13 protein-coding genes are annotated in these 21533 nt (G+C 35.6%); all 13 read right to left on the bottom strand.

Going from position 1 to position 21533, the window contains the following annotated elements; translation table 11 throughout:
• Positions 1–22 precede the first annotated feature (22 nt).
• Complete coding sequence (locus IEW45_RS10530; RefSeq protein ID WP_188621214.1) at positions 23–439, bottom strand: hypothetical protein; 417 nt, start codon at positions 437–439, stop codon at positions 23–25.
• 101 nt (positions 440–540) lie between these two features.
• Positions 541–2205 (bottom strand): MFS transporter, encoded by a 1665-nt coding sequence (locus IEW45_RS10525; RefSeq protein ID WP_188621213.1) that lies wholly within the window; start codon positions 2203–2205, stop codon positions 541–543.
• A 54-nt stretch (positions 2206–2259) separates the two neighbouring features.
• Positions 2260–4026 carry a family 43 glycosylhydrolase gene (locus IEW45_RS10520; protein WP_229665936.1) on the bottom strand — a complete coding sequence of 589 codons (1767 nt, stop codon included), beginning with the start codon at positions 4024–4026 and terminating at the stop codon, positions 2260–2262.
• 15 nt (positions 4027–4041) lie between these two features.
• Positions 4042–6132 carry a glycoside hydrolase family 97 protein gene (locus IEW45_RS10515; protein WP_188621212.1) on the bottom strand — a complete coding sequence of 697 codons (2091 nt, stop codon included), beginning with the start codon at positions 6130–6132 and terminating at the stop codon, positions 4042–4044.
• A gap of 228 nt (positions 6133–6360) precedes the next feature.
• The gene (bglX, locus tag IEW45_RS10510; RefSeq protein WP_188621211.1) at positions 6361–8601 is read right to left on the bottom strand and encodes a beta-glucosidase BglX; all 2241 of its coding nucleotides are present in this window, start codon (positions 8599–8601) and stop codon (positions 6361–6363) included.
• A 46-nt stretch (positions 8602–8647) separates the two neighbouring features.
• A complete protein-coding gene (locus IEW45_RS10505; RefSeq protein WP_188621210.1) occupies positions 8648–9352 on the bottom strand; it encodes a carboxylesterase family protein in 705 nt (234 codons plus the stop codon).
• 2 nt (positions 9353–9354) lie between these two features.
• Positions 9355–10737: a glucoamylase family protein gene (locus IEW45_RS10500; protein ID WP_229665935.1), complete on the bottom strand. Its 1383-nt coding sequence runs from the start codon at positions 10735–10737 to the stop codon at positions 9355–9357.
• Between the two features lie 123 nt (positions 10738–10860).
• On the bottom strand, positions 10861–11910 hold the full coding sequence (locus IEW45_RS10495) for a hypothetical protein (RefSeq protein ID WP_188621209.1): 1050 nt from the start codon (positions 11908–11910) through the stop codon (positions 10861–10863).
• 67 nt (positions 11911–11977) lie between these two features.
• Positions 11978–12868, bottom strand: coding sequence for a LamG domain-containing protein (locus tag IEW45_RS10490; RefSeq protein ID WP_188621208.1), 891 nt, complete (start codon positions 12866–12868; stop codon positions 11978–11980).
• Between the two features lie 36 nt (positions 12869–12904).
• Positions 12905–14365 carry a RagB/SusD family nutrient uptake outer membrane protein gene (locus tag IEW45_RS10485; RefSeq protein WP_188621207.1) on the bottom strand — a complete coding sequence of 487 codons (1461 nt, stop codon included), beginning with the start codon at positions 14363–14365 and terminating at the stop codon, positions 12905–12907.
• A gap of 28 nt (positions 14366–14393) precedes the next feature.
• Positions 14394–17198: a SusC/RagA family TonB-linked outer membrane protein gene (locus IEW45_RS10480; protein WP_188621206.1), complete on the bottom strand. Its 2805-nt coding sequence runs from the start codon at positions 17196–17198 to the stop codon at positions 14394–14396.
• 242 nt (positions 17199–17440) lie between these two features.
• The gene (locus IEW45_RS10475; protein WP_188621205.1) at positions 17441–20194 is read right to left on the bottom strand and encodes a helix-turn-helix and ligand-binding sensor domain-containing protein; all 2754 of its coding nucleotides are present in this window, start codon (positions 20192–20194) and stop codon (positions 17441–17443) included.
• Positions 20195–20284: 90 nt separating this feature from the next.
• A complete protein-coding gene (locus IEW45_RS10470) occupies positions 20285–21493 on the bottom strand; it encodes an NAD(P)-dependent oxidoreductase (RefSeq protein WP_188621204.1) in 1209 nt (402 codons plus the stop codon).
• Positions 21494–21533 lie beyond the last annotated feature (40 nt).

Here is a 21533-nt window from a genome sequence, read left to right as displayed (position 1 = left end):
TTATTATTGTAATATATACAACCTATTCTTCTTCTAACTCTTCAACCTTTATAAGTACATCATTCTCCAAGTTAGTAACCTCTCCTGTTACTGTAATTATATCGCCCTCGCTAACTGTTCTGTATTGTTTAGGGTCTTTTAAGTTAGGCATACTAATAGTAGCGGAGTATTCTTTCTCTTCTTTTGTAGTTATTGTAGCGGTATACCCATCCTTGCCTACATTAACTGCTATAACTTTTCCGGTTACTGTTATCCTGTCGCCATCAGCAGGTATTGTAACAGGATCTTCAGTAGTGGCTACTTCAGTATTATCAGTACTCACAGTATCTTGTAACGCTATTGCTGCGGGTTCATTTTCAAGTTTTTCTTCAGCTTCTTTATTTTTACAAGCTGTAGTTAATAAAATTGTTATTGCTGAAATAAAAAGTATTTTTTTCATAATTATAGTGTTTTCATCAAAAGTACTATGTTTTAAATAATAAAAAAACAGCCCTGAGTATCAGGGCTGTTAAATATATTATAAAAAGTAATTGCAACTAATTAATGGGCATCTCCTACCTCTACTTCATCAGCAAGACCTTGCTTTTTAAGTACTTTAACTACATACCAGCCATAAAATGCTATATAAGCAAAACAAAGTACGGGAATAAAATAGGATTTATGAATACCAATAATATCAGCTATTTTACCTTGTAACGGCGGTATAATACCTCCTCCAAGAATCATCATTACCAAAAATGCCGAACCTTGTGAGGTATATTTACCTATACCGGCAATACCTAAAGAGAATATTGAAGGCCACATTATACTACAGAATAAACCGCCACTCATAAAGGCATATATAGCAACCATACCATCTGTAAACAGCCCTATTAGCATTGCTGCCATTCCCAGTATACCGAATATTTTTAATGTTTTGGCAGGGTGGTCCTGACCTAAAAAGAAACCTGCAATTTGGAATAATACAATACCTGCATAGGCATATAGGGGTGTAATATCCTGTCCTGATATTGCATTAGCTGCCAGTACTACACCATAAGCAACATAAGGCACTACTATAAGCAGTATTTTACGCATGCTTTTTGAAGGGTTAAATACAGATATTGCTCCTGCCCAACGCCCTATCATTAAACTACCCCAGTACATAGATATGTATGGTGCAATAGCAGAACCTTCGAGAGAACCAAAATCAGGAGTACCTAAAAGCTCCCCTAAATTACTTTGTATAGTTACCTCAACCCCTACATACGTAAAGATACCTAACATACCCAATACTAACTGAGGGTAACGCATAGCACCCCAGCCTTCCGGTTTTTTTTGTGCAGCACTGTTAGCATATAATAAACCAAATACAATAACTAATAATGTAGATACTGTTAGTCCAAGCCCTAAAAAGTCTTTTTCACTGTTTTCTATAAAACGGGTAATAAACTCAGGGTCTTCATAACGTGAAAAAATGTAACCAAAAATAGCAATCAGTAGTAATGTAATAACTAATAATGTATTCATAGCCTTTTTAGCAGGCTCAAAAACTGATTCTATTTTACCTGATGGTAGTTTTTTAGAGAAGAAGAATAAACCTGCAGCAATAAGGAATAAAGCTCCTACAAAAATGTAAAGAATCTCCATCATATCAAGTGATTCCGGTCTTTGTGCAAATTCCTCTATGTTTATTCCTGAAGCAACCCCAAATAATGCAAAAGATACCACTATAGGTCCTATTGTAGTACCAAAAGAGTTTATACCTCCCGCAAGGTTAAGCCTGTTACTGGCTGTATGCGGCTCTCCTAATGAAGCAGCAAAAGGTTGAGCCGATGTTTGCTGTAAAGAAAAACCAAGTGCTACAATAAACAATGCACCCAGTATAAGGTAATAGTCTCCTGAGTGTACCGCGAATATCATGGCTGCAGCACCTACTGTACTTATTAATAAACCATTGATGATTCCTTTTTTAAAGCCCCATGCATTAAGAATATCTTTTTTTACAAGGGTACTGAATACAAATAATAGTAAAGCGCCCATATAGTACGCTCCGTAAAAGGCGAAATCTATAAGTTGACTCTGAAACTGGTCTAGCCCGAATTTTGCTTTACAAAATGGTATAAAAACACCATTTGATGCACCAATAAAACCCCAAAAGAAGAACACTGTTACCAGTGTGGACAACGCAGGGTAATTGGTTTTTGTTGTCTGTTCTGAACTCATATTTAGTTTAGATTAATGTGAATAAATGTGATATATTAAAATAGAATTATGCGCTTATTTTGATTCTTTTATTTCCGAACGCGGACCTATCCCGTTATTATTAAATGCCTCTATCTGAAAATAATACGTATCGCTCCTATCCAGTCCGCTAAAATAGTATTCATTTTTTCCATATACCATAATTGAACCATATAATTTATCAGGAGACTTCCCGAAATATATTACATAACCATCGGCATTAGGCTCTTGTGCCCACTTAAACCATACATTTCTCCTCTCCCCTTCTTTTTTAGGTGCAGAACGTAACGGTACAAACTCCTGAACTGCCCCCGGCTTTTCTCCTTCACCCTTACCAAAAACTCTAAATCCGCTTATAGCGAACTTACCTGTAGGCATCTGTATGTTTTCCAACTTAATATAACGTGCTTTTACCGGCTTATCCAGTTCTATATAATCATGTGGTACATCTTTAGTATTCTTGCTTTTATCTACAAGCACACGCCATTTTTTACCGTTATCAGAAGTATAAATAATATACTTATGCCCTGTTGTAGTTTCAGGTTTACCCATTATATCAGCATCTTGGTCGGCATAATTTATTTGTATGGCATTAATGGTGCTTTTCTCTCCTAAGTCTGTAATAATATATTCTCCCTTATCAGCAGTCTTAGCAGACCAATAGGTTTTTATATCTTCATCTACAATAAAATTAGGCTGAAAGCCACCTAAAGTAGATGACACCTGTACGGGTTTATTATAATTTAACAGCATCCACCCTGTGAATGAATTCAAATCGGTATGCGCTTTCTTTTCAGAAGGCAAATAAGTAGGGTAATCTCCGTAAGCAGTGTTGGAATATAATACATCATCTTCATCAAAACCTGCCGGCCATATACCCAAACGGCGTTCAAAATTATTTTTAGTACAAATACCTATAGTTGATACATGCCAATACTGATTATTAGCATCCTGATACGTCCCCCCATGTCCTGCTCCTCTGGCAAAACCGTCCGGTTTGTATGAAAAAGGATTGTGCGGTTGATATTCAAATGGCCCTAATGGTTTATTACTTACATATACACCATCTCCATATCCGCTAAACTCTGTACCGGGAGCAGCATATTGCAGGTAATATTTACCGTTATATTTGGTTACAAAAGCACCTTCAAGAAAAGGTTGTAAAAAAGTATTATCATTATACTCCCCAAAGCGTTCCCAACCATGCTCAAAATCATTAAGAGCTACGACAGGTACAGGCTCACCTTCCGGTTGAAATGTTTTTCGGTTCAGTTTTACACCGTATAAAGGATACATATTACTGGAACCGTAATATAAATACACCTCATCAGTATCTTCATCCCAAAATATTTGAGGATCCCAGGCTGCTGCTTCAAAATTATGTACTAATTCCTTCCAGTCATCAACCTCAGGGTTAGTACTCATCCATATAGGGAAGTCTTTAGTGTGTGTAGAGCCTACTACTAAAAGTGTATCGTTTACATAGGATAATGACGGAGCACAAAGCTCATCGTATACTTTATGTTCCGGTCTTAAAAACTTTCTGGAAACAAATTTCCAATCCACCATATCATCACTATGCCAATACCCCCACTGGTTGGTAGAAAATAAATAATACTTTCCTTCAAAAAAAGTAATTACAGGGTCGGCAGTAGCACGGTGTTTACCTTTTGTAACAAAGTTGGGTATAGGGCAATAACCGTAATCAATATTTATTGGGTTACAGTATGTTTTTTGTTGTGCGGTGGCAATACCAAAAAACGACAACGTTATAGTTAATAAGGCAAGCTTTTTTATCATCATTCAGCATTTAAATTTTTAATTTAAAGGAATAAAGCTAATAGCTGTACCTCCGCCCGGAGCAAGCTTTAAGTTCAACTTACTTTTGGCAGTTACCTTTATTATTTTTATCTCGTAGTTAATAGGATCTTTTTTCCAGTCTGCACCTTTACCGTCTTGGTAAATAACAGCTTCGTACTCTTTACCCGGAGTAAGAAAATCTAAAGATATTGTTGATTTTCTGGCATTTTCATCAGTTATAGCTCCTAAAAACCAGTTTTCTGTACCTTTTGCTTTACGGGCTATGGTTAAGTAATCTCCCGGCTCTGCTTCAAGTACTTCAGTTTCGTCCCAATCAGCAGCTACATCTTTTATAAACTGAAATGCATCAGGATATTTCTCATAATTTTCAGGCAAGTCAGCAGCCATTTGTAACGGGCTGTACATAGTTACATATAGTGCTAACTGTTTAGCCAATGTAGTATGAACCTGTTCTGTTTTGGTAGGGTCATAATGACTCATCTTAATTTCAAAAATACCAGGAGTATAATCCATCGGTCCTCCTAATAATCTTGTAAAAGGTAATATAGTTTCATGTGCAGGAGGGTTTCCGTTACTCCAACCGTTAAACTCATTACCTCTTGCAGCTTCTGCCGCTATATAATTAGGCCACGTTCTCTGTATACCTGTAGGTCTTGATGACTCATGAGAGTTAACCATCACCTTATATTCAGCAGCTCTTTGTGGTACGTAGTTAAAATGGTTTACCATAGATTGTCCGTCGTGAAACTCTCCTCGAGGTATAATTTTACCTACATATCCCGTTTTAACAGCCCCATAACCATATTGTTTCATAAAGTTATAAGCCCTGTCTAACCTACGCTCATAGTTAGCTACCGAACCTGATGTTTCATGATGCATTATCATTTTTACGCCTTTCTTTTTGGCATAATCAGTAACTTCTTTAACATCAAAATCAGGATAAGGCGTTGTAAAGTCGAATACTTCTTCTTTCCAGTTACCAAACCAATCTTCCCAGCCTGTATTCCAACCTTCTACTAAAACACCGTCAAAACCGTGCTTTGCAGCAAAATCTATATATCTTTTTGTATTCTCTGTAGTAGCACCGTGTGTTTTTTTCTTGGTGAACTTTTTTTGAGAGGCATCTTGTGTACCACTGTAATCCCAAGTTGACTCGCCTACGTGCATTTCCCACCAAATACCTACATACTTCATTGGTTTTATCCAGGAAGTATCTTCTATTTTAGAAGGTTCATTTAGGTTTAATATCATTTTTTGTGCTACAATATCGCGAGCATCATCACTTACCATAATTGTACGCCAAGGCGTTACAGCAGGTGTTTGCAAATATGCCATATCCCCTATTGCATTTGGAGCAAAAACCGATGTAAGTTCAAAAGTCTCAGGATTAAGATCAAGATGCATTACAGGGTAATTCTTAACGGCAGCTTCAAAAATATTAATGTAAAGTCCTTTTTTAGACTTCATCATTAATGGAGACTGAACAGTATACCTGCCTGCTATGGATTTTACGGCAATACCATTATCTAAATCGAGTGCTTCGTTATCAACCTTAGATAATGGTGTTTCATTATATACATATTCCTGACTGTCAAAATCTCCCGGAATCCAAAATGCTTTATGATCTCCCGTTAAATTGAACTGCGTATTTTCTTCTTTAAGAATAAAGTAATTAAGTTTATCCTGCTTAGGAAATTCATAACGAAAAGCGACCCCTTCATTAAACACTCTGAATATTATATTCAGAAGTTTACCCGTACTTTCCTGACGTAATGATACAGAAAGTTCGTTATACTTATTGTCAATAACCGCAACCTCACCTAAAACAGGCCTCCAACTATCGTTTACAACAGCCGATTTTGTACCTGTCACAGTAAACCCACTATTTAAAGTTCCTTGATTTTTAAGTACAAAGCCTAAATAGCTTTCTTTAATTACAGGCTGGTTTTTATACGTTACTGAATAATATGGTTTTCCTTCTTTATTAAGCCCGAAATAGGCTACTATTTCTTCAGATGGTGATTTTACTGATTGAGCAGATGCGATACTCAAAAAGAAAATTAACAATGCTGTAAAAGAAAATTTCATGTGATTTTAAAATTTTTTAAATATAAAAATATCCACTTTGATAACAATATATTAATCCGCAAAAAAAAGACGTGGATTACTATGTTTCGTTTAATAAACAACAGGTTTTAAACACTTACAATGAAAATATCATAAAAACAAGGAAACGTTTTTTCGTATTAGAATGAGTTATACAAAAAACCCCGCCTATAGCGGGGCTTTTCTTCGAAGATCACAAAAAATGAAAACTCACTTAACTAACACAAACTTATCTGTTAATCCACTTACAGAATTTCCTCCGACGGTGACTTCGAAATCGCCGGGTTCTGCAGTAAATTCCATATCAATGTCATAAAATCTAAGATCTTTAGGTGTAACAGTAAATGTTACTGTCTTATTCTCTCCTCTCTGTATCTTAATCTTTTCAAATCCTTTTAACTCCTTTACAGGGCGTGTAACAGAACCTACTTTATCCTGAATATAAAGTTGTACTACTTCCTCGCCATCGTATTTCCCTATATTAGCTACATCTACGCTAACTTCAATACTGCCATTCATATCCATAGTATTTGAAGATAGTTTTAGGTTTGAATATATAAAAGTAGTATAACTTAAACCATAACCAAACGGAAATAACGGGCTGTTATCTACATCTATGTAACGAGATTTGTATTTTTGCTCAGGGTCTTTCTCTCCCAAATAAGGACGACCAGTGTTTTTATGATTATAGTAAATAGGTACTTGCCCTACATTTCTAGGGAATGTCATTGGCAGTTTACCGCTTGGTACATTCATACCATAAAGGGTTTGTGCAATGGCATCGCCACCCATAGTACCGGGGAACCAAGCTTCCAGTATGGCATCCATGTTTTCATTCTCCCAAGTAAGGTTTAACGGTCTTCCGTTCATTAAAACCAATACAATAGGCTTGTTCAGTTTTTTAAGCTCCGCTAAAAACTCTTTTTGTATTCCCGGTAAGTCAATATTGGTACGAGATGCGGCTTCGCCACTCATGTTTTCAAACTCTCCCATTACAGCTACTATGACATCTGCATTACGTGCATTGTTGATAGCTGCCTGCATCATGCTTCGGTCATCCTTTAATATCTCAACACCTTTATCAAAAGTTACTTTATTTTTATCAGATATAATTTTGTTTATACCTTCTTCAACGCTTACCGCATAACCGTATCTATCACCTGAAGCAGCCCATGAGCCGATTATATTCCACTCATCGCTAACCAATGGCCCTACAAAAGCAACTTTTTGTTCTTTTTTAAGAGGCAGTACATTGTTGTCATTTTTCAGTAATACCATCGATTTGTTCGCAATGTCAAGCGCAGCCTCCAGGTATTCTTTTTTGTAAATAGTATTCTTTTCTCTTTTATCGTCGTTATAACGGTATGGGTCATGGAAAAGCCCTAAATCATATTTAGCTTCCAATACTCTGCGACATGCATCGTTTATTTGCGCTTCGGTTACTTTACCTTCTTTAAGTAAGTTTTTAAGGTTTCTCATATAGATGCCTCCTACCATATCCATATCTACTCCCGCACGCATGGCAAGCTCTCCTGCTTGTGCAGAATCTTTAGCAACGCCATGAGGAATAAGTTCATTAATAGCGGTATAATCAGTAACTACAAAACCGTCAAAATTCCATTCATTTTTCAGAATATCTCTTAATAAAAATTTACTTCCCGTAGCAGGTACACCTGCAATCTCGTTGAACGATGTCATAAAAGTACCTACACCGGCATCTACAGTAGCTTTAAAAGGAGGTAAATAAATCTCTCTAAGCGTTCTTTCGCTCATATCTACGGTGTTATAGTCGCGCCCTGCTTCGGCAGCGCCATAGGCTGCAAAATGCTTGGTACAGGCAAGAACGGTAGTGTTTAAAGATAAATCTGTTCCCTGAAAGCCTTTTACTCTTGCCATAGCCATTTGAGAGCCTAAATAGGTGTCCTCTCCTGCGCCCTCGGATACTCTTCCCCAACGCGGGTCACGGCTTATATCAACCATCGGGGCAAACGTCCAGTGTACACCGCTGGCAGCAGCTTCTTCGGCAGCAATACGTGCAGAAAGTTCAGCAGCTTCCAAGTCCCAACTGGCAGTTTCGCCTAATGTGATAGGGAAAATGGTTTTATAACCATGAATTACGTCGTACCCAAAAATCAAAGGAATTTTAAGCCTTGAATTTTTAAGGTTTAATTCCTGCAGTTCGCGGGTATATTTTACCGAGGTAGCATTAAGTATAGAACCTACATTACCTCTTTTTATCTCATCTATATAGTTAATTCCTGCTTTTGGTCCTGTTACCGTACCGTCGGCAGTATATTGTACTAATTGTGCTATTTTTTCATCAATAGTCATCTTTGCCATAAGTTCAGGAATAAACTCATCGCGCGGTTTTATTTTTTTGTCCTTCCCTTTTTGCGCATACAAGCTAAAGGAGCAGGCTAACAGTAAAAGCAGTACTTTATTAGGTTTCATTTTAATTATATTGGCTTATTCTTTTCAGCTATAGCTGAATAATCGTTTATTTTTTCTTCTTTTTTTGCTGTAACATCCATTCATAAATGGCGGGGTCGTCATACACACGTGTCCAGCTGTCATGGTTGGCATCATCAAAAATGGTGAGCTCAATATCAGTACTGCATGTTTGTAATTTTTTGTAAATGTTAATAGAATAGCTTACATCTACTACGTCATCCAACAGCCCATGAAAAATACGGGTAGGGATGTCTTTAATTTTGCAGTTCTCAATCATGGGTACTCTATCTACAAAACCTGCAATAGGTACTAAGGCCGCAAACATATCAGGGTATGCGAAAGCTAAGTTCCAGACTCCCCAGCCTCCCATGCTCAACCCTGTAAGGTATATTCTGTCAGGGTCTATTTTATTTTCTTTAATAACTTTCTGTATCAGTCTGTACAATACCTCTTCATCCCAATATTCTTCATACGGGCATTGTGGGGCTAGTACATATGCATCGAGCTTATGTGTTTTTAAATATTTAAAAGGTCCGTGTACTTTAACCTTTTCCAAATCATTTCCTTTTTCTCCTGAACCATGCAGAAAAATAATTAGCGGTTTAGACTGCTTTGTACTTTCAGGAGTATAGAGCAGATAGTTTAATTGCTTTTCGACTGTTATTTCAGTCGAAAAAGAACCGCCCTCCGCCTTTTGAGCGAAAGACGGTAATGAAAACAAAAAAATTGCTATGAGGAAAATTCTTGTCATATTTAAAAACCATGTTGTGATGAACTGAACCCAAGTGTTGTTAACCCTTGTTGTACCTCAGGAGCTTGCATAAACAAGTTCCATAGTAGTCCTGTTCTGTGATTTTCTATCATTGGTACAATAGTACCTTGGTCTATTGCTAAATATCTTTTTGTTACCCAGTCATGGTGAGGCGAAAAGGCATCATACGGTCCTGCTACACCTACTAATGTTTCTTTTTTTTCTTCGTATAAGTATCGTAAAAATTTAAGCGATTCTTCCGGAGTATATGGATAGGAAGATAATGCTGCTGTTGGTGTAATTACACCTCTGTCATTATTCGGTTGGTGTGCAGAGTAGCCTGTACTTCCGTCACTGTTTCTGGTATAGCTTGCAGTTAAGCCCCAGCAGTTTTCTCCGTAACCTTCGTATCCGTATGGATTCGTAACACAGTATTCATACATAATTTTGGTATGGTTTTGTACCAAGTCCCAATAGTTTGCATAAGTATCATTTAACCCTCTTGGGTCTAAACCTAAATAAGAATAATGTGCCCAAAACATAGGTCCTACATTACCTGTGGCTCCGTTATAATTAAATATAACCGGTATACCGTAACGCTGGCCTCCATGCACTATATTACCGTTCCTTGCCCAGCCTTCATGGTAAGCCTCTGCATTTATAGCATGTGTAGGCGATGCAGCAGCCATAATATAGGTTATTAAACACTCATTATACCCTTCCAGTTTAAAATTCATTTCCCATTCATATTCGGGCGACCAGTGCCAGTACAGTACGTTCTCTCCACCTTTAGTGTACCAGTCCCACTCTACTCCTTTCCATAATTCATCAGCTTGTTGTGCCAATGCCTGCTCTTCCTCAGTACCATCTTTAAAATATTCTCTTATACAGATAAGTGCCTGGCAAACAAAAGAGGTTTCTACAAGATCACCACCATTATCTTTAGTACCGAATGGGATTACATTTCCGTTTGTACCATTCATCCAATGTGGCCATGCTCCGTGGAAACGGTCGGCATTTTCCAGGAAATCAAGATTTGTTTGTAATCGTGATACAGCTTCACCTCTTGGAATAAAACCTCTGTCTATACCTGCTATTATTGTCATTAGCCCAAAGCCTGAACCTCCTGTTGTAACGATATTAGCATCGTTAGAAGGATCATAAATATGATATCTTTCTCTTGCCAGTTTAGAGTTGGTTTCGGCATAGTCCCAAAAGTATTTTATAGCATCTTTTTGAACCATATCCAGTAACTCTTCTTCAGATAAAGGATCAGCTATAGGTGTATCATCTGTAATGGTAGTAGTCCCATCATCATCTTTTGTATCGCATGAGGAACATGACATACAAAAAGTAAGGATGATAAGTAATTGTAATATTTTCACTGTAAACGTTTTTTTAGATTGATGCGAAATTCTTTTTATAGTTATTGGGGTATTATAGTGGGGGGCAGTATTATTGAGTAAGAAAAGGCATCCCGACAGTTCTACTATCGGGATTATAATAAATTAATTACCCCATGCAAAATTTTGCGACCATGGGCTAAAATCACTCCACGTGCCATTTACGCATTGCGCTTTCGCTCTAACCTTTATCATCCAAGGTCCATTAGATGAAGAGGTATACTGATTTAGAGTTTTAGAACTGCTTGTACTTGTTAGAGTTCCGGTATATGATTGTCCTGTACTATTAAATATAAGGTATTCAATTTGATATGCAGTAGTATTCGCAGGCTTTGTCCATTGTATTACTCCTCCACACACTGAAGGAAGACTTGAGCTACCACATTGACTATAAACAGTTAAATTAGTTGGATAATCATTTTGCGAACATCCATTAGGGTCAACAGTAACCCAATTAGAAAATAATGCGCAAGAACTACTATAAAACTTCAGTCTAAATTTAAACGCATTACTTTGTGGCACGTAATAAAAAAAATTGCTGCCGCCTTGAGCGTTACTACTAGCAATTGTTGTTGTTCCGCTATTACCAGTAACTAAATCCACATACTCCATCAAACATCCACCTTGAGGACTAAAATTTATTGTATAGCCATAACTATAAGGGGTTGCGGTTATATTAGTTGGAGGTTGAACATAAGGGCAATTTGTTATTTCATGTTCTCTAGATAAAAAAGAGTAAGTTGCTCCATAGGCATTTTCAACTATGCAATACATTACTCCTCCATTTTGATAATCATAAAGATTTAAAGAAACATTAAAAGTTTTATACGCACTTGAATACAATCCTCCCAAACTAGTAATAACAGGAACATTATATTCACTTGCTATCATAATTGGCGAATCACCATTTTTACGTACAAATAATTTTATATTAACCTTAGGGCTTTGACTAGGGTTGGGAGTATAACCAAAATTTGCTCCACCAGCTTTAACATTTAAATTTATTACTGAATACCCTCTAAAGTCAAGGTTATTTTCACCAGTAGTTAAATTAGTTACTTGTATTGAACTAACTTGATCATCAACATAAATAGGTGTCTGTGCTGACGAAGTGTAGTAAATCGTTAAAATAAATAATAGAATAAATTTTTTCATAATTAGGTGGATTTAAATTTTTTAGCCAAGAGCAAATTTGCTCTTGGCTAAAATGTTAATATTATTTTTACCTACCAGCAAGTTCCAGTTCGTAAAGTGCATTAATATCTGCTCCGTTAAGAGCTTTGTTCCAAACTCGCATTTCATCAAGTTGTCCCATAAGACCTTTATCCCATGCATCTGTAGCTGTTCCATTCGCTGTAGTACCAAAAGCACCAATCACAGGATAGGTAGGTGTGGTAAATAAAAATGCAGGAGATTCAGGAGTACCTCTTTCTTCCCAAGCAGGATTAGAAATTTTCTGTCCGTTAACATATACTTTAAACATTCGTGTAGCTCCATCCCAAGTTAAAACAGCATGCATCCACTGCCCGCCAACTTTGTTAGGAAAAGCAACTTGTCCAGCTTCTGCGTCTTCAGGGCTAACCTTAATAGCGTTTCTGGTGTCTTGCCATGCTAACTCATTATTTGATACAATTTGTCCTTTTACAGTAATTGAATCAGAAGTAGGCTGAGCCCAGCCTGTTTCAGCTAAAAAATTAATGTTTCCAGCCCACTCATTAGGTCTTGTTAATGTAAAGAATACTGAACCTGATTGACCATTGTTAGTGACTTTAGCCCAAGTACTTATAGTAAAACTATTAAGTGTGTTACTTAAAGCTGAAATTGAAGGGTAAGATAAAAAGCCTTCATTAAAGTTTGCACCTTGTCCCTTTATAGCATCATCTATATAGCTAACACTCGATGAGTTATTTGGCATAGTTCCAGAGATAATTTCTTCTCCGTTTCCATCAAGAGGGAAGTATGCTAATAAATTATCTGCGCCTACCTCGTCAGCACTATTGTAACCTCCTATTGGTGGTAGTGAAGAACCTCCTCCATCATCATCTCCACATGAAGTCAATACAATTCCCGATGTTATCATTAGGGAATAAGCAAAAAATTTGATTGTTCTCATAAGTAATAAAATTAATTTAAGTTAGTATTAGTATAATTAGTATCCATTGTTTTGGATCAATCTTCCGCCGCTTGCCGCAATTTGTGGTTCCGGTATTGGGAATAGTTCATGAACTCCGGGAATAAACGTTTTCCCGTCGGCTGCCATTGCTGATTGTGCTTGACCTGTTCTTACCAAATCAAACCATCTTTCATGTTCCATTGCCATTTCCCAACGTCTTTCATTATATATTTGCTGTAATGTTATGCCTGATAATTCTCCTAAGCCTGCTCTAAGCCTTATTTGGTTTATCATACTTTCTACTTCATCAGTCATTCCTAATTGAAAGCCTGCTTCTGCTCTTATAAGCATTACATCACTAAATTTTAATAATCTTAAGTTTTTGGCTGTTTCGCCTTTATTACCATTCCAAGGCTCTGCTATACTGCTTTGGTATGCTTTGTAATTGTAACGGGGGTTATTCCATGTAGTTGGTGCTTCAAACCCATCCCAAAGTGTAGAAGGAACGAAAAGAACTGTAGCATCTTTACGTAAATCGCCTTCTTCGTAGGAGTTTACAAGGTTAAGTGAAGGTGTATTAAAGCCCCAGCCTAAATCGGGTGTCCCTCTTGGTCCTTGTACATCTGTATATTGTATTAATCCTTTTGTAAGGGTTGCTTGTACTTCGAATACAGACTCTTCCTGATTTTCACCTACTTCGCGCCAAACATCTTCATAATTAGGCATTAATCCATACTGTCCTGATGTTATTACATCGCCCGCAAGGCTATATGCCTGATCCCATTCTTGCTGGTATAAGTGTACTTTAGCTTTTAGTGCCTGGGCTGCTCCTCTTGTAGCACGACCTAAATCGCGAGGCGCGTATTCTGCTTTTGTAGGTAAACTTGCTATAGCGTCTTCTAAATCAGCTTCTATTTGTGCATAAACTTCTTCCTTTGTGGCTCTTGTAAGCACAAGGTTGTTAATAGATTCATTATCATTTAAATCTACATTACCAACTACTAATGGTACACCTCCAAAACATCTTACCAAATCAAAATACCAGAAAGCTCTTAAGAATTTAACCTCACCTATCAATCTGGTTTTAAGCCCCTCATCTACTTCAAACTGTTCCAAGTAGTATAATGCATTGTTTGCTCTGTAAATACCATCATATCTTCCTTTCCATATTTCATTAAAAGATATATCAGAAGCCTCAAATGTCAGATTATCCATTTTATGCTTATCTGAGCCTGTATCACTAGATGTAGAGCCTTTATCGGCATCGTCTGATGTAATACTTGTAACACCTATCCATGGAAACGAATACATGTTATAACTCAACATTTTACTGTAAACCCCGTTTACTAACTGAACAGCATTTTCGGGGTTTTGAAGTAAATCCTCCTCACTTATATTAGATTGAGGATCAACATCTAACTCGCTATCACAAGAAACAAAGAATGCCAACAATGCAAAAACTCCTGCTATTGATATATATTTGAGTTTATTATTCATAACTGAATTATTTTTCTTTTTAACTTTTTTAGAAATCTATATTAAGCCCAAACAAGTATGACTTGTTAGTAGGGTAAGCATCAAGTTCTATACCTGCACTACCTAATGGGTCTCCATTTCCGCTACCACTTAATTCAGGCGAAAAGCCGCTGTAATTTGTAAACAGGAACGGGTTAACAGCTGTAGCATATACTCTTATCCTGTCTATACCTTTAATATCTAATGGTAGTTTATACCCTAGAGTAATATTGTTGATTCTTAAGTAATCACCATTTTCTACGTAGTATGTAGAAGCTCTGGGAACGTCATTTGATGGTTTTGGATTTGTAGCGTTAGGCGTTGACGGTGTCCAGAAACTATCCAGTAAATCATACTCTATATTCTCACCGCCAAAGCGTTGCGCTTTTTTACCATTGTAAAGTTTATTACCACCTACACCATAGGCATCAACAGAAAAGTCTATTCCTTTATATGTAAGTCCTAAATTAATTCCGTAAGTTGTTGTAGGTATGTATGAGCCTGCTACAACTCTCTGGTCACTATAAGTAAATGCCCCGTCAGAATTAAATCCTGTAGTATCATATACATAGAAACTTCCCAGTGGCTGTCCTATCAGTACTTGTTTGGTATACTGACCGTTTCCTAGCCCTCCACCTGTATAAGCTCCGAATAACTCTTCGTTATATACTTCTTTAAGCTCATTTTGGTTGTAAGAGAAATTACCTCCTATCCAATAATTAATATCATTACCTATATAGTCCTGCCATTTTAAACTAACCTCAACTCCCTTATTCGTAACAACTCCACTATTCAGGAATACCGGTTCAGGAGAAAGTACCGGGGGTACTGAGATTGGTAATAATATATTTTCATTTTTTCTGTCATATAAATCTACAGTACCTGTTAACCTATATGATAATGTTGCAAAGTCTATCCCAAAATCAAACTCTTTCATTGTTTCCCAAGAAAGATTCCTGTCTATTTGTCCCGGATTGTTAAGTCCGGGGTTGATAACTTGGTCAGGACCAAATGGGTAATTTGAAACTGTAAACAGTATTTCGTTTAAGGCTAAAGAGTTACCGTTACCAACTTCTCCGTAACCGCCTCTTACTTTTAAATGGTCTAAGAATTTTACATCTCTCATAAATTCTTCATCAGTAACTAACCATCCTGCTGAAACTGCCGGGAAAATTCCGAACTTTTTATCTCCCTGAAAAACACTTATGCCCTCTCTTCGTACTGAAGCTGAGAATAAATACTTCCTTTTATACTCATATTCTGCTCTACCAAAATAGGCTACGGATACAATAGGTGTACTTGAATTGTTTTGTGCTACTGAGCCCGGAGCTACTTCTATATTATTTGTAGAAAGATCTAAATTCCAGTAGTTTGATTGTTCAGGAACATCATACCTTGTAGCATTTAAAAACTCCATAGTATTGTAGGTACTTCTTGATAAACCTGCAACTAAAGTCACATCATGGTCACCAAAGTATTTATTAAAGGTCAGGTAATTATCCCAGTTCCACCTGTAGTTACTACTTCTTCTTTGCTGAAGTGTGTTAATAATAGGGTTTTCAGGGTTTTGCGCTATATAATCTTCTACTGTTCCAGTTGGGTTTGATGCTAACCATAATTCACGGGTAGGTGTATAGGTATACCCTCTTTCCCACTCTCCTGTAGCTCCAAAGTTTGAAGTAAGCGTTAAATAGTCCAGAATTTCTAATTCTGCTTTTATAGAGCCTATTAAAAGAACATTTTTTCTTCTTTCATTATAGTAATATAACTGTGCAGCAGGGTTAGCTACATTATTATACCTATCTCCTGTCATATCATTAATTCCCTGCTCATTAACCAAAGGCGCTCCCCACCTGCCATTAGCATACCTTACGGGCATTATAGGGGACTGTTTGTAAGCATTTGTAAATACACTTAATGGCTTTGGGGTTGCCTTAGCTGAAGAAATATTAATAAAAGGAGAAACTTTTAGCTTACCATCAAATAAGCGAAACTCATTTTTACTGATAACATTAGTTCGCTCATATTCAGCACCTCTTAAAATACCTTTCTCCTTATAATTAGATGCACTTAAGTAGTAGTTAGCATTTTCATCTGCTCCTGATAGAGAGATTGTATTATTCATTACCTCTCCGGTATCAGTAACTTCTTCTAACCAGTTTGTGTTATAAGGCTGGTCAAAGCTAAAGTATGAAGAAGAACCTAAGGCTGTATTATTATAGTAGGCATAGCGATAAGAATCAGCCATTTCTACATCTCGTTGTATAAACTTCTGTCCGTAATACCCTGAGTAATTTACTTTAATATCACCTCTTTTACCTCTTTTAGTGGTAATTAGTATTACACCATTGGCTCCCTTTTGCCCATATATAGCTAAAGATGAAGCATCTTTTAAAATATCAATATTCTTAATATCATTTGGATTTAACCCTGTTATGTTTGAAGTTTCCACCCCATCTACAATATACAAAGGGTCACGCCCTCCCACAAGAGTTCCTAATCCTCTTATTCGTATTGTAGGGGTTGCTCCCGGCTCATCATTTGTTACAATATTTACACCGGCAGCTCTACCTTGTATTGCTTGTATAGGTGATTGTGCAGGTGTTCTTACTATATCATCAGCTTTTATCTGAGATACTGAACCTGTAATAGCTCCTGCTTTTTTTGTTCCGTATCCTATTAATACAACCTCTTCCATTTGGGTATCAAAAAAGAGAGAATCATTAGGAATAGAATCTAAAGGTGTTGGTGGCACCTGTGCAAACGATGTTGCTCCCAGCAAACATAAGCTAATATGGAGTAACGTTTTCTTCATATTACATTTAGATAAAATTAACGTACTTCAAATGTAAACAACTAAAACGTTATAGAGATACTAATATAGCCCTATCAATACTACATCAAAATAGTTTTATAAAATTTTAAAATACTATAAATAAGAACTTTAAAATATAAATAGCTACATCAAAAAAAGAGTAAATGATGTAGTAATGATGTATTATAAAAACGAAATAAATAAATTAAATAAATGCTTTTTTTATAAAAATAAAAGCATTTTTATAAAGTTATCATAAATCTGGAAAGGCTCTCTTCTGTAGTAATATCTAACTTTTTTCTTAATCTATATCGATGGAGTTCTACTCCTCTATAGGATATTCCCATTAAAGGAGCTATTTCTTTTGAAGACAAATTCATTTTTAAATAAATACAAAGTTTAATGTCCTTAGAGGTAAGTGCGGGATATTTTTGAGTAAGTCTTTCCACAAAATCTTCATGGCTTTTAATTAAGTTCTTCTCAAAAGTTTCCCATTCATTTTTATTTATAGAACTCGACTTTATAACCCTTTTTATTTTTGATTTAAGCTTATTAGCATTTGTTTCCTCTCCAAGTACTTCCTGTATCTTGTCAATCATTTCACTGTGTTTGGCTATAGAAAGTGATTTCCCTGCTACTTCCGAGGCTTTAGTTTGCACCTCAACTTCCAACTTTTTCTTCTCATACTCTTGCTCTCTCAGCTTATTTTCGGCTTCCATTTCAAGCTCCAATATTTCTTTTTTATGTCTCAGCTCCTCTTCGTTTAATCTGATTTTTTGGAGATATCTTACTTTATTCCATCTGTAATACAAAAAGAAAATACCTGCTATGGTAATAATATATAGCGCTATCATTAAAGACGAAAAATACCATGGTTTAGCAACAGTAAACTCGTATCTTCCTGCTTCTATTTGCTTTCCGCCTTTATTATAGTAGACAACAACTTTTTGGTTACCGCTATTTAAATTATTAAGAGTAGTTTTTCCTTCAATGATATGCTCTATATCGTCATCATTGAGTTTATAGAATAAATCAGGTCTGTTATAACCATAATAACCACTTATAATATTTATTTCTACAGGTTGATTGTATTTAATTTCTGTTTCTCCTGTTATTAATTCACCTTTGTAAAAACCTTCTATTTTTATTTCAGGCATTTCAACAATACTATCGTTAGGATTAAAAGCCAAGAACCCGTCATCCAGATTTATTAACAACCAATCATCTTTTTTATACACTTGAGTATTCTCAACTATTAAGCGTCCCTGGTAGTATTTATCTGAAAGTAATTTCCAATGAAACTCATCTTCTTCGTGAGTTATAAGGTACATATACCCTTCTCTAATAACTATAAAACTGATATCATCAATCGGTATAATGTCACTTATCCCTTTAAACTCTTTACTAAAAACAGCATTACGTATTAATTTATCTTCTATTCTATTATACGTATACCAGGAATCCCCTATATAGAAAAGAACTTCATTTTTATAATTAAATAGTTTTACATTATAATCATTACCTATATCATTTTTTTGAGATACATTTTCTACGCTACTTACATTAAACTCATTGTCATATAGTATCCGGTACAGTCCTTTGTGGCTATCTGCTGCCCACAATTCCATTCCACTATTTTGGGCAATATTACGTATTGGTTTAGCAATGCTATCTAATATTTTCCAATTGTTTAGTTCTGCTATGTTAGGATAAACAACAATTCCCGAATAATTGGTTTGAAAATAAGCGTTATCATACCCTGTCCTTAAAAAATTCCAACCTCCATTTATATTGTTTATTTTATTAAGCCCTTCTTTATTATATACATAAGTACCATCGTTATGCCCTATAATAAACTCATTATTATAGGGGTAAATATCCCATACCTGCCCCTGAGAATTTGGTACACCGGTAAGTATTTGCCCATCATATATAAACACACCATGATTAGAGCCTAATATATAACCTTGACTGTTATTTATAGCTGCTAAGGAATATACAGACCCTAATAACCCGGAATTATCAGTAAATATTGATATGGGAGAATTAACTTCAACGTGAGAAATACCGTTATCTAATCCCAGCCATAAGTTTTTCTCTCTATCCATAGTTATAGACAACACTGCATTATTTTTTAAAGCATTTTGCCTATTTATATTTTTATACGAATTATCTTTTAAATCAATAATATACAACCCTTTAAGAGATGTGCCTACAGCCAAAGTAGTATCATTTATAAACTTTACTGAAAGAATAACACTGTTTTTAAGTACATCGTTTATAGGGTTGTTCCATACCTTAAGAATATTATTTTCTTCTACATATACTCCGCTGTTTTTTGTAAAAGCGTAAATCTTGTCATCATTCTTTATCAGCCCATGTATAATATTGTTCTTTAACGCTGCCCATTCCTCTACAAGTATAAAGGAATCATTCACCATTTTATAAACACCATTTCTAACCGAAGCTGCATATATAATATCATCTATAATATAACAGTATGAAATTTGAGAAGGCAACTCTATCTTTTTTACCGCACTACCGTTATATCTGTACAACTCATTAAAAGACTGGAAATAAACATTCTCATTATGTTTAAATATTTTCCATATTTCTTCATTTATAGCACTTCCTGTAAAAAGATCTTTATCTTCTGATATTGATTGGTATACCATTTTACCATTCATCCGCTTCCAGTAGCCAAACTCTTTATATGAGCCACAATAAATACGGTTATCATCAGCAAATACCGAACGTATAATAGTTTTGTTCGGAAGAGAGTATTTTTCCCACTTCACACCATTATAGCGTAAAAAGTAATGATGATTAGCAAAATATATAGCATTGTCTTCAGCCTGAGTAATACTCCAGACTTGATTATCCCCTACATATTCTGCTTTTGAGAAATTCTTTACAAACGGGAGTAATTCTTGCGCATTACTATTAAAACATAATAGCGGAAATACTATTACTAATAAGAGCTTCTTAAAATACATTTATATAAATTGCTGTTTCAAACCCAAATTTAAGAAACTAATTTAGGTTTTGTACATATATTAAAAAAGCCCCGAAATTTGGGGCTTTTTTTATTTCTCAGTTACGTAACCTTTCAGGTATTTAAATCGTTCGGTGAGTTTTCCGTTTTCTGTGATTTTAGCTCTGGCTAAAACTCCATTTTTATCATTATTAAAAAATGCAGGAATAACATTTTCTAAAAACATTTTTCCAAACCCTATACTTGCATCTTTAGGAAGTTCACAAGGTAAATTATCTACAGCCATAACAACTATAGCCCCTGGGTGAAAAACATCAACTTCCTTACCTTCTGATGGATAATATCCATATAAAGGCTCCGCTATTGTAGAAGAGCGTATTGTACTGGCTATAGGACCATCAATATCACAGGAAATATCAGCAATAACCTTTATTTTGTTATCTTTAGATTTAAGCATATTTTGAGTTAGAATAGCCGGCGCATTATTCCCAAAAAAATGTCCTGCTATAAACATATCTGAAACCTTTGTAAACTTTTCAAAGTCGGATTCATATTCAGAAGCATTATTGTAAAAGTCTTTATTGTTTAAAACTTTACCGTCTTTCCTTTTATTATAATCCAGTACATCAATTTGTGAGTAGACAGGCTCAGTGTATTTCTTGTTTAAATAATCGTCAGGCGAAACCTCTTTTATTTTCATGGCGTCAAGAATTTCCTTAGCCCCCATACCAACTTTACCTTTCCCTGTAAGTACTATTTTTATAGATGGTAAAGTATTCTTTATCTTTTTCAACTGAGCTATTAAAGCCTCTCTATCTGATAATGTTTCTGCCTTAGGCAAATTATACAACTCATACTTAATACCAAAGGCCCTAAAACCGTTATAAGCCCCTACTATACCTGCATAGCGCCCAAAACCTATAAGTCTTTTACCTCCTTCATTAACTATAGTTTCATGATCATACAATGTTATATCATTGTCAAGTATAGTTTGCAACAACTTTTGATTATAAGGCTGTTTTTTAATAGTATGAGAAAAGAAAAAATATTTCTTATTCGGTATTAAATTAGCCACAGGGACTTCTTTAACCCCTACAAAAACATCACAATCGGTAATATCTTCTGTAACTTCAATATCTAAATCACGGTACTCCTCATCACTAAAAACCCGTATATCAGAAGATTCAACTTTTATTGTCACTTGGGGATATTTTTGCTTTAGTTCTGCAAGTTTGTCAGGTGAAAATACGACTCTTCTGTCAGGTGGATTTTTTCTTTCTTTTATTATACCAAGTTTCATTGTAATATTTTAAAATTTTTGGAGCTTTTACGTGATTTAC

Source organism: Flavobacterium suaedae, from assembly GCF_014642915.1.
Taxonomy (GTDB): Bacteria; Bacteroidota; Bacteroidia; order Flavobacteriales; family Flavobacteriaceae; genus Flavobacterium; species Flavobacterium suaedae.
This window is presented reverse-complemented; position numbering and strand designations above follow the sequence as displayed.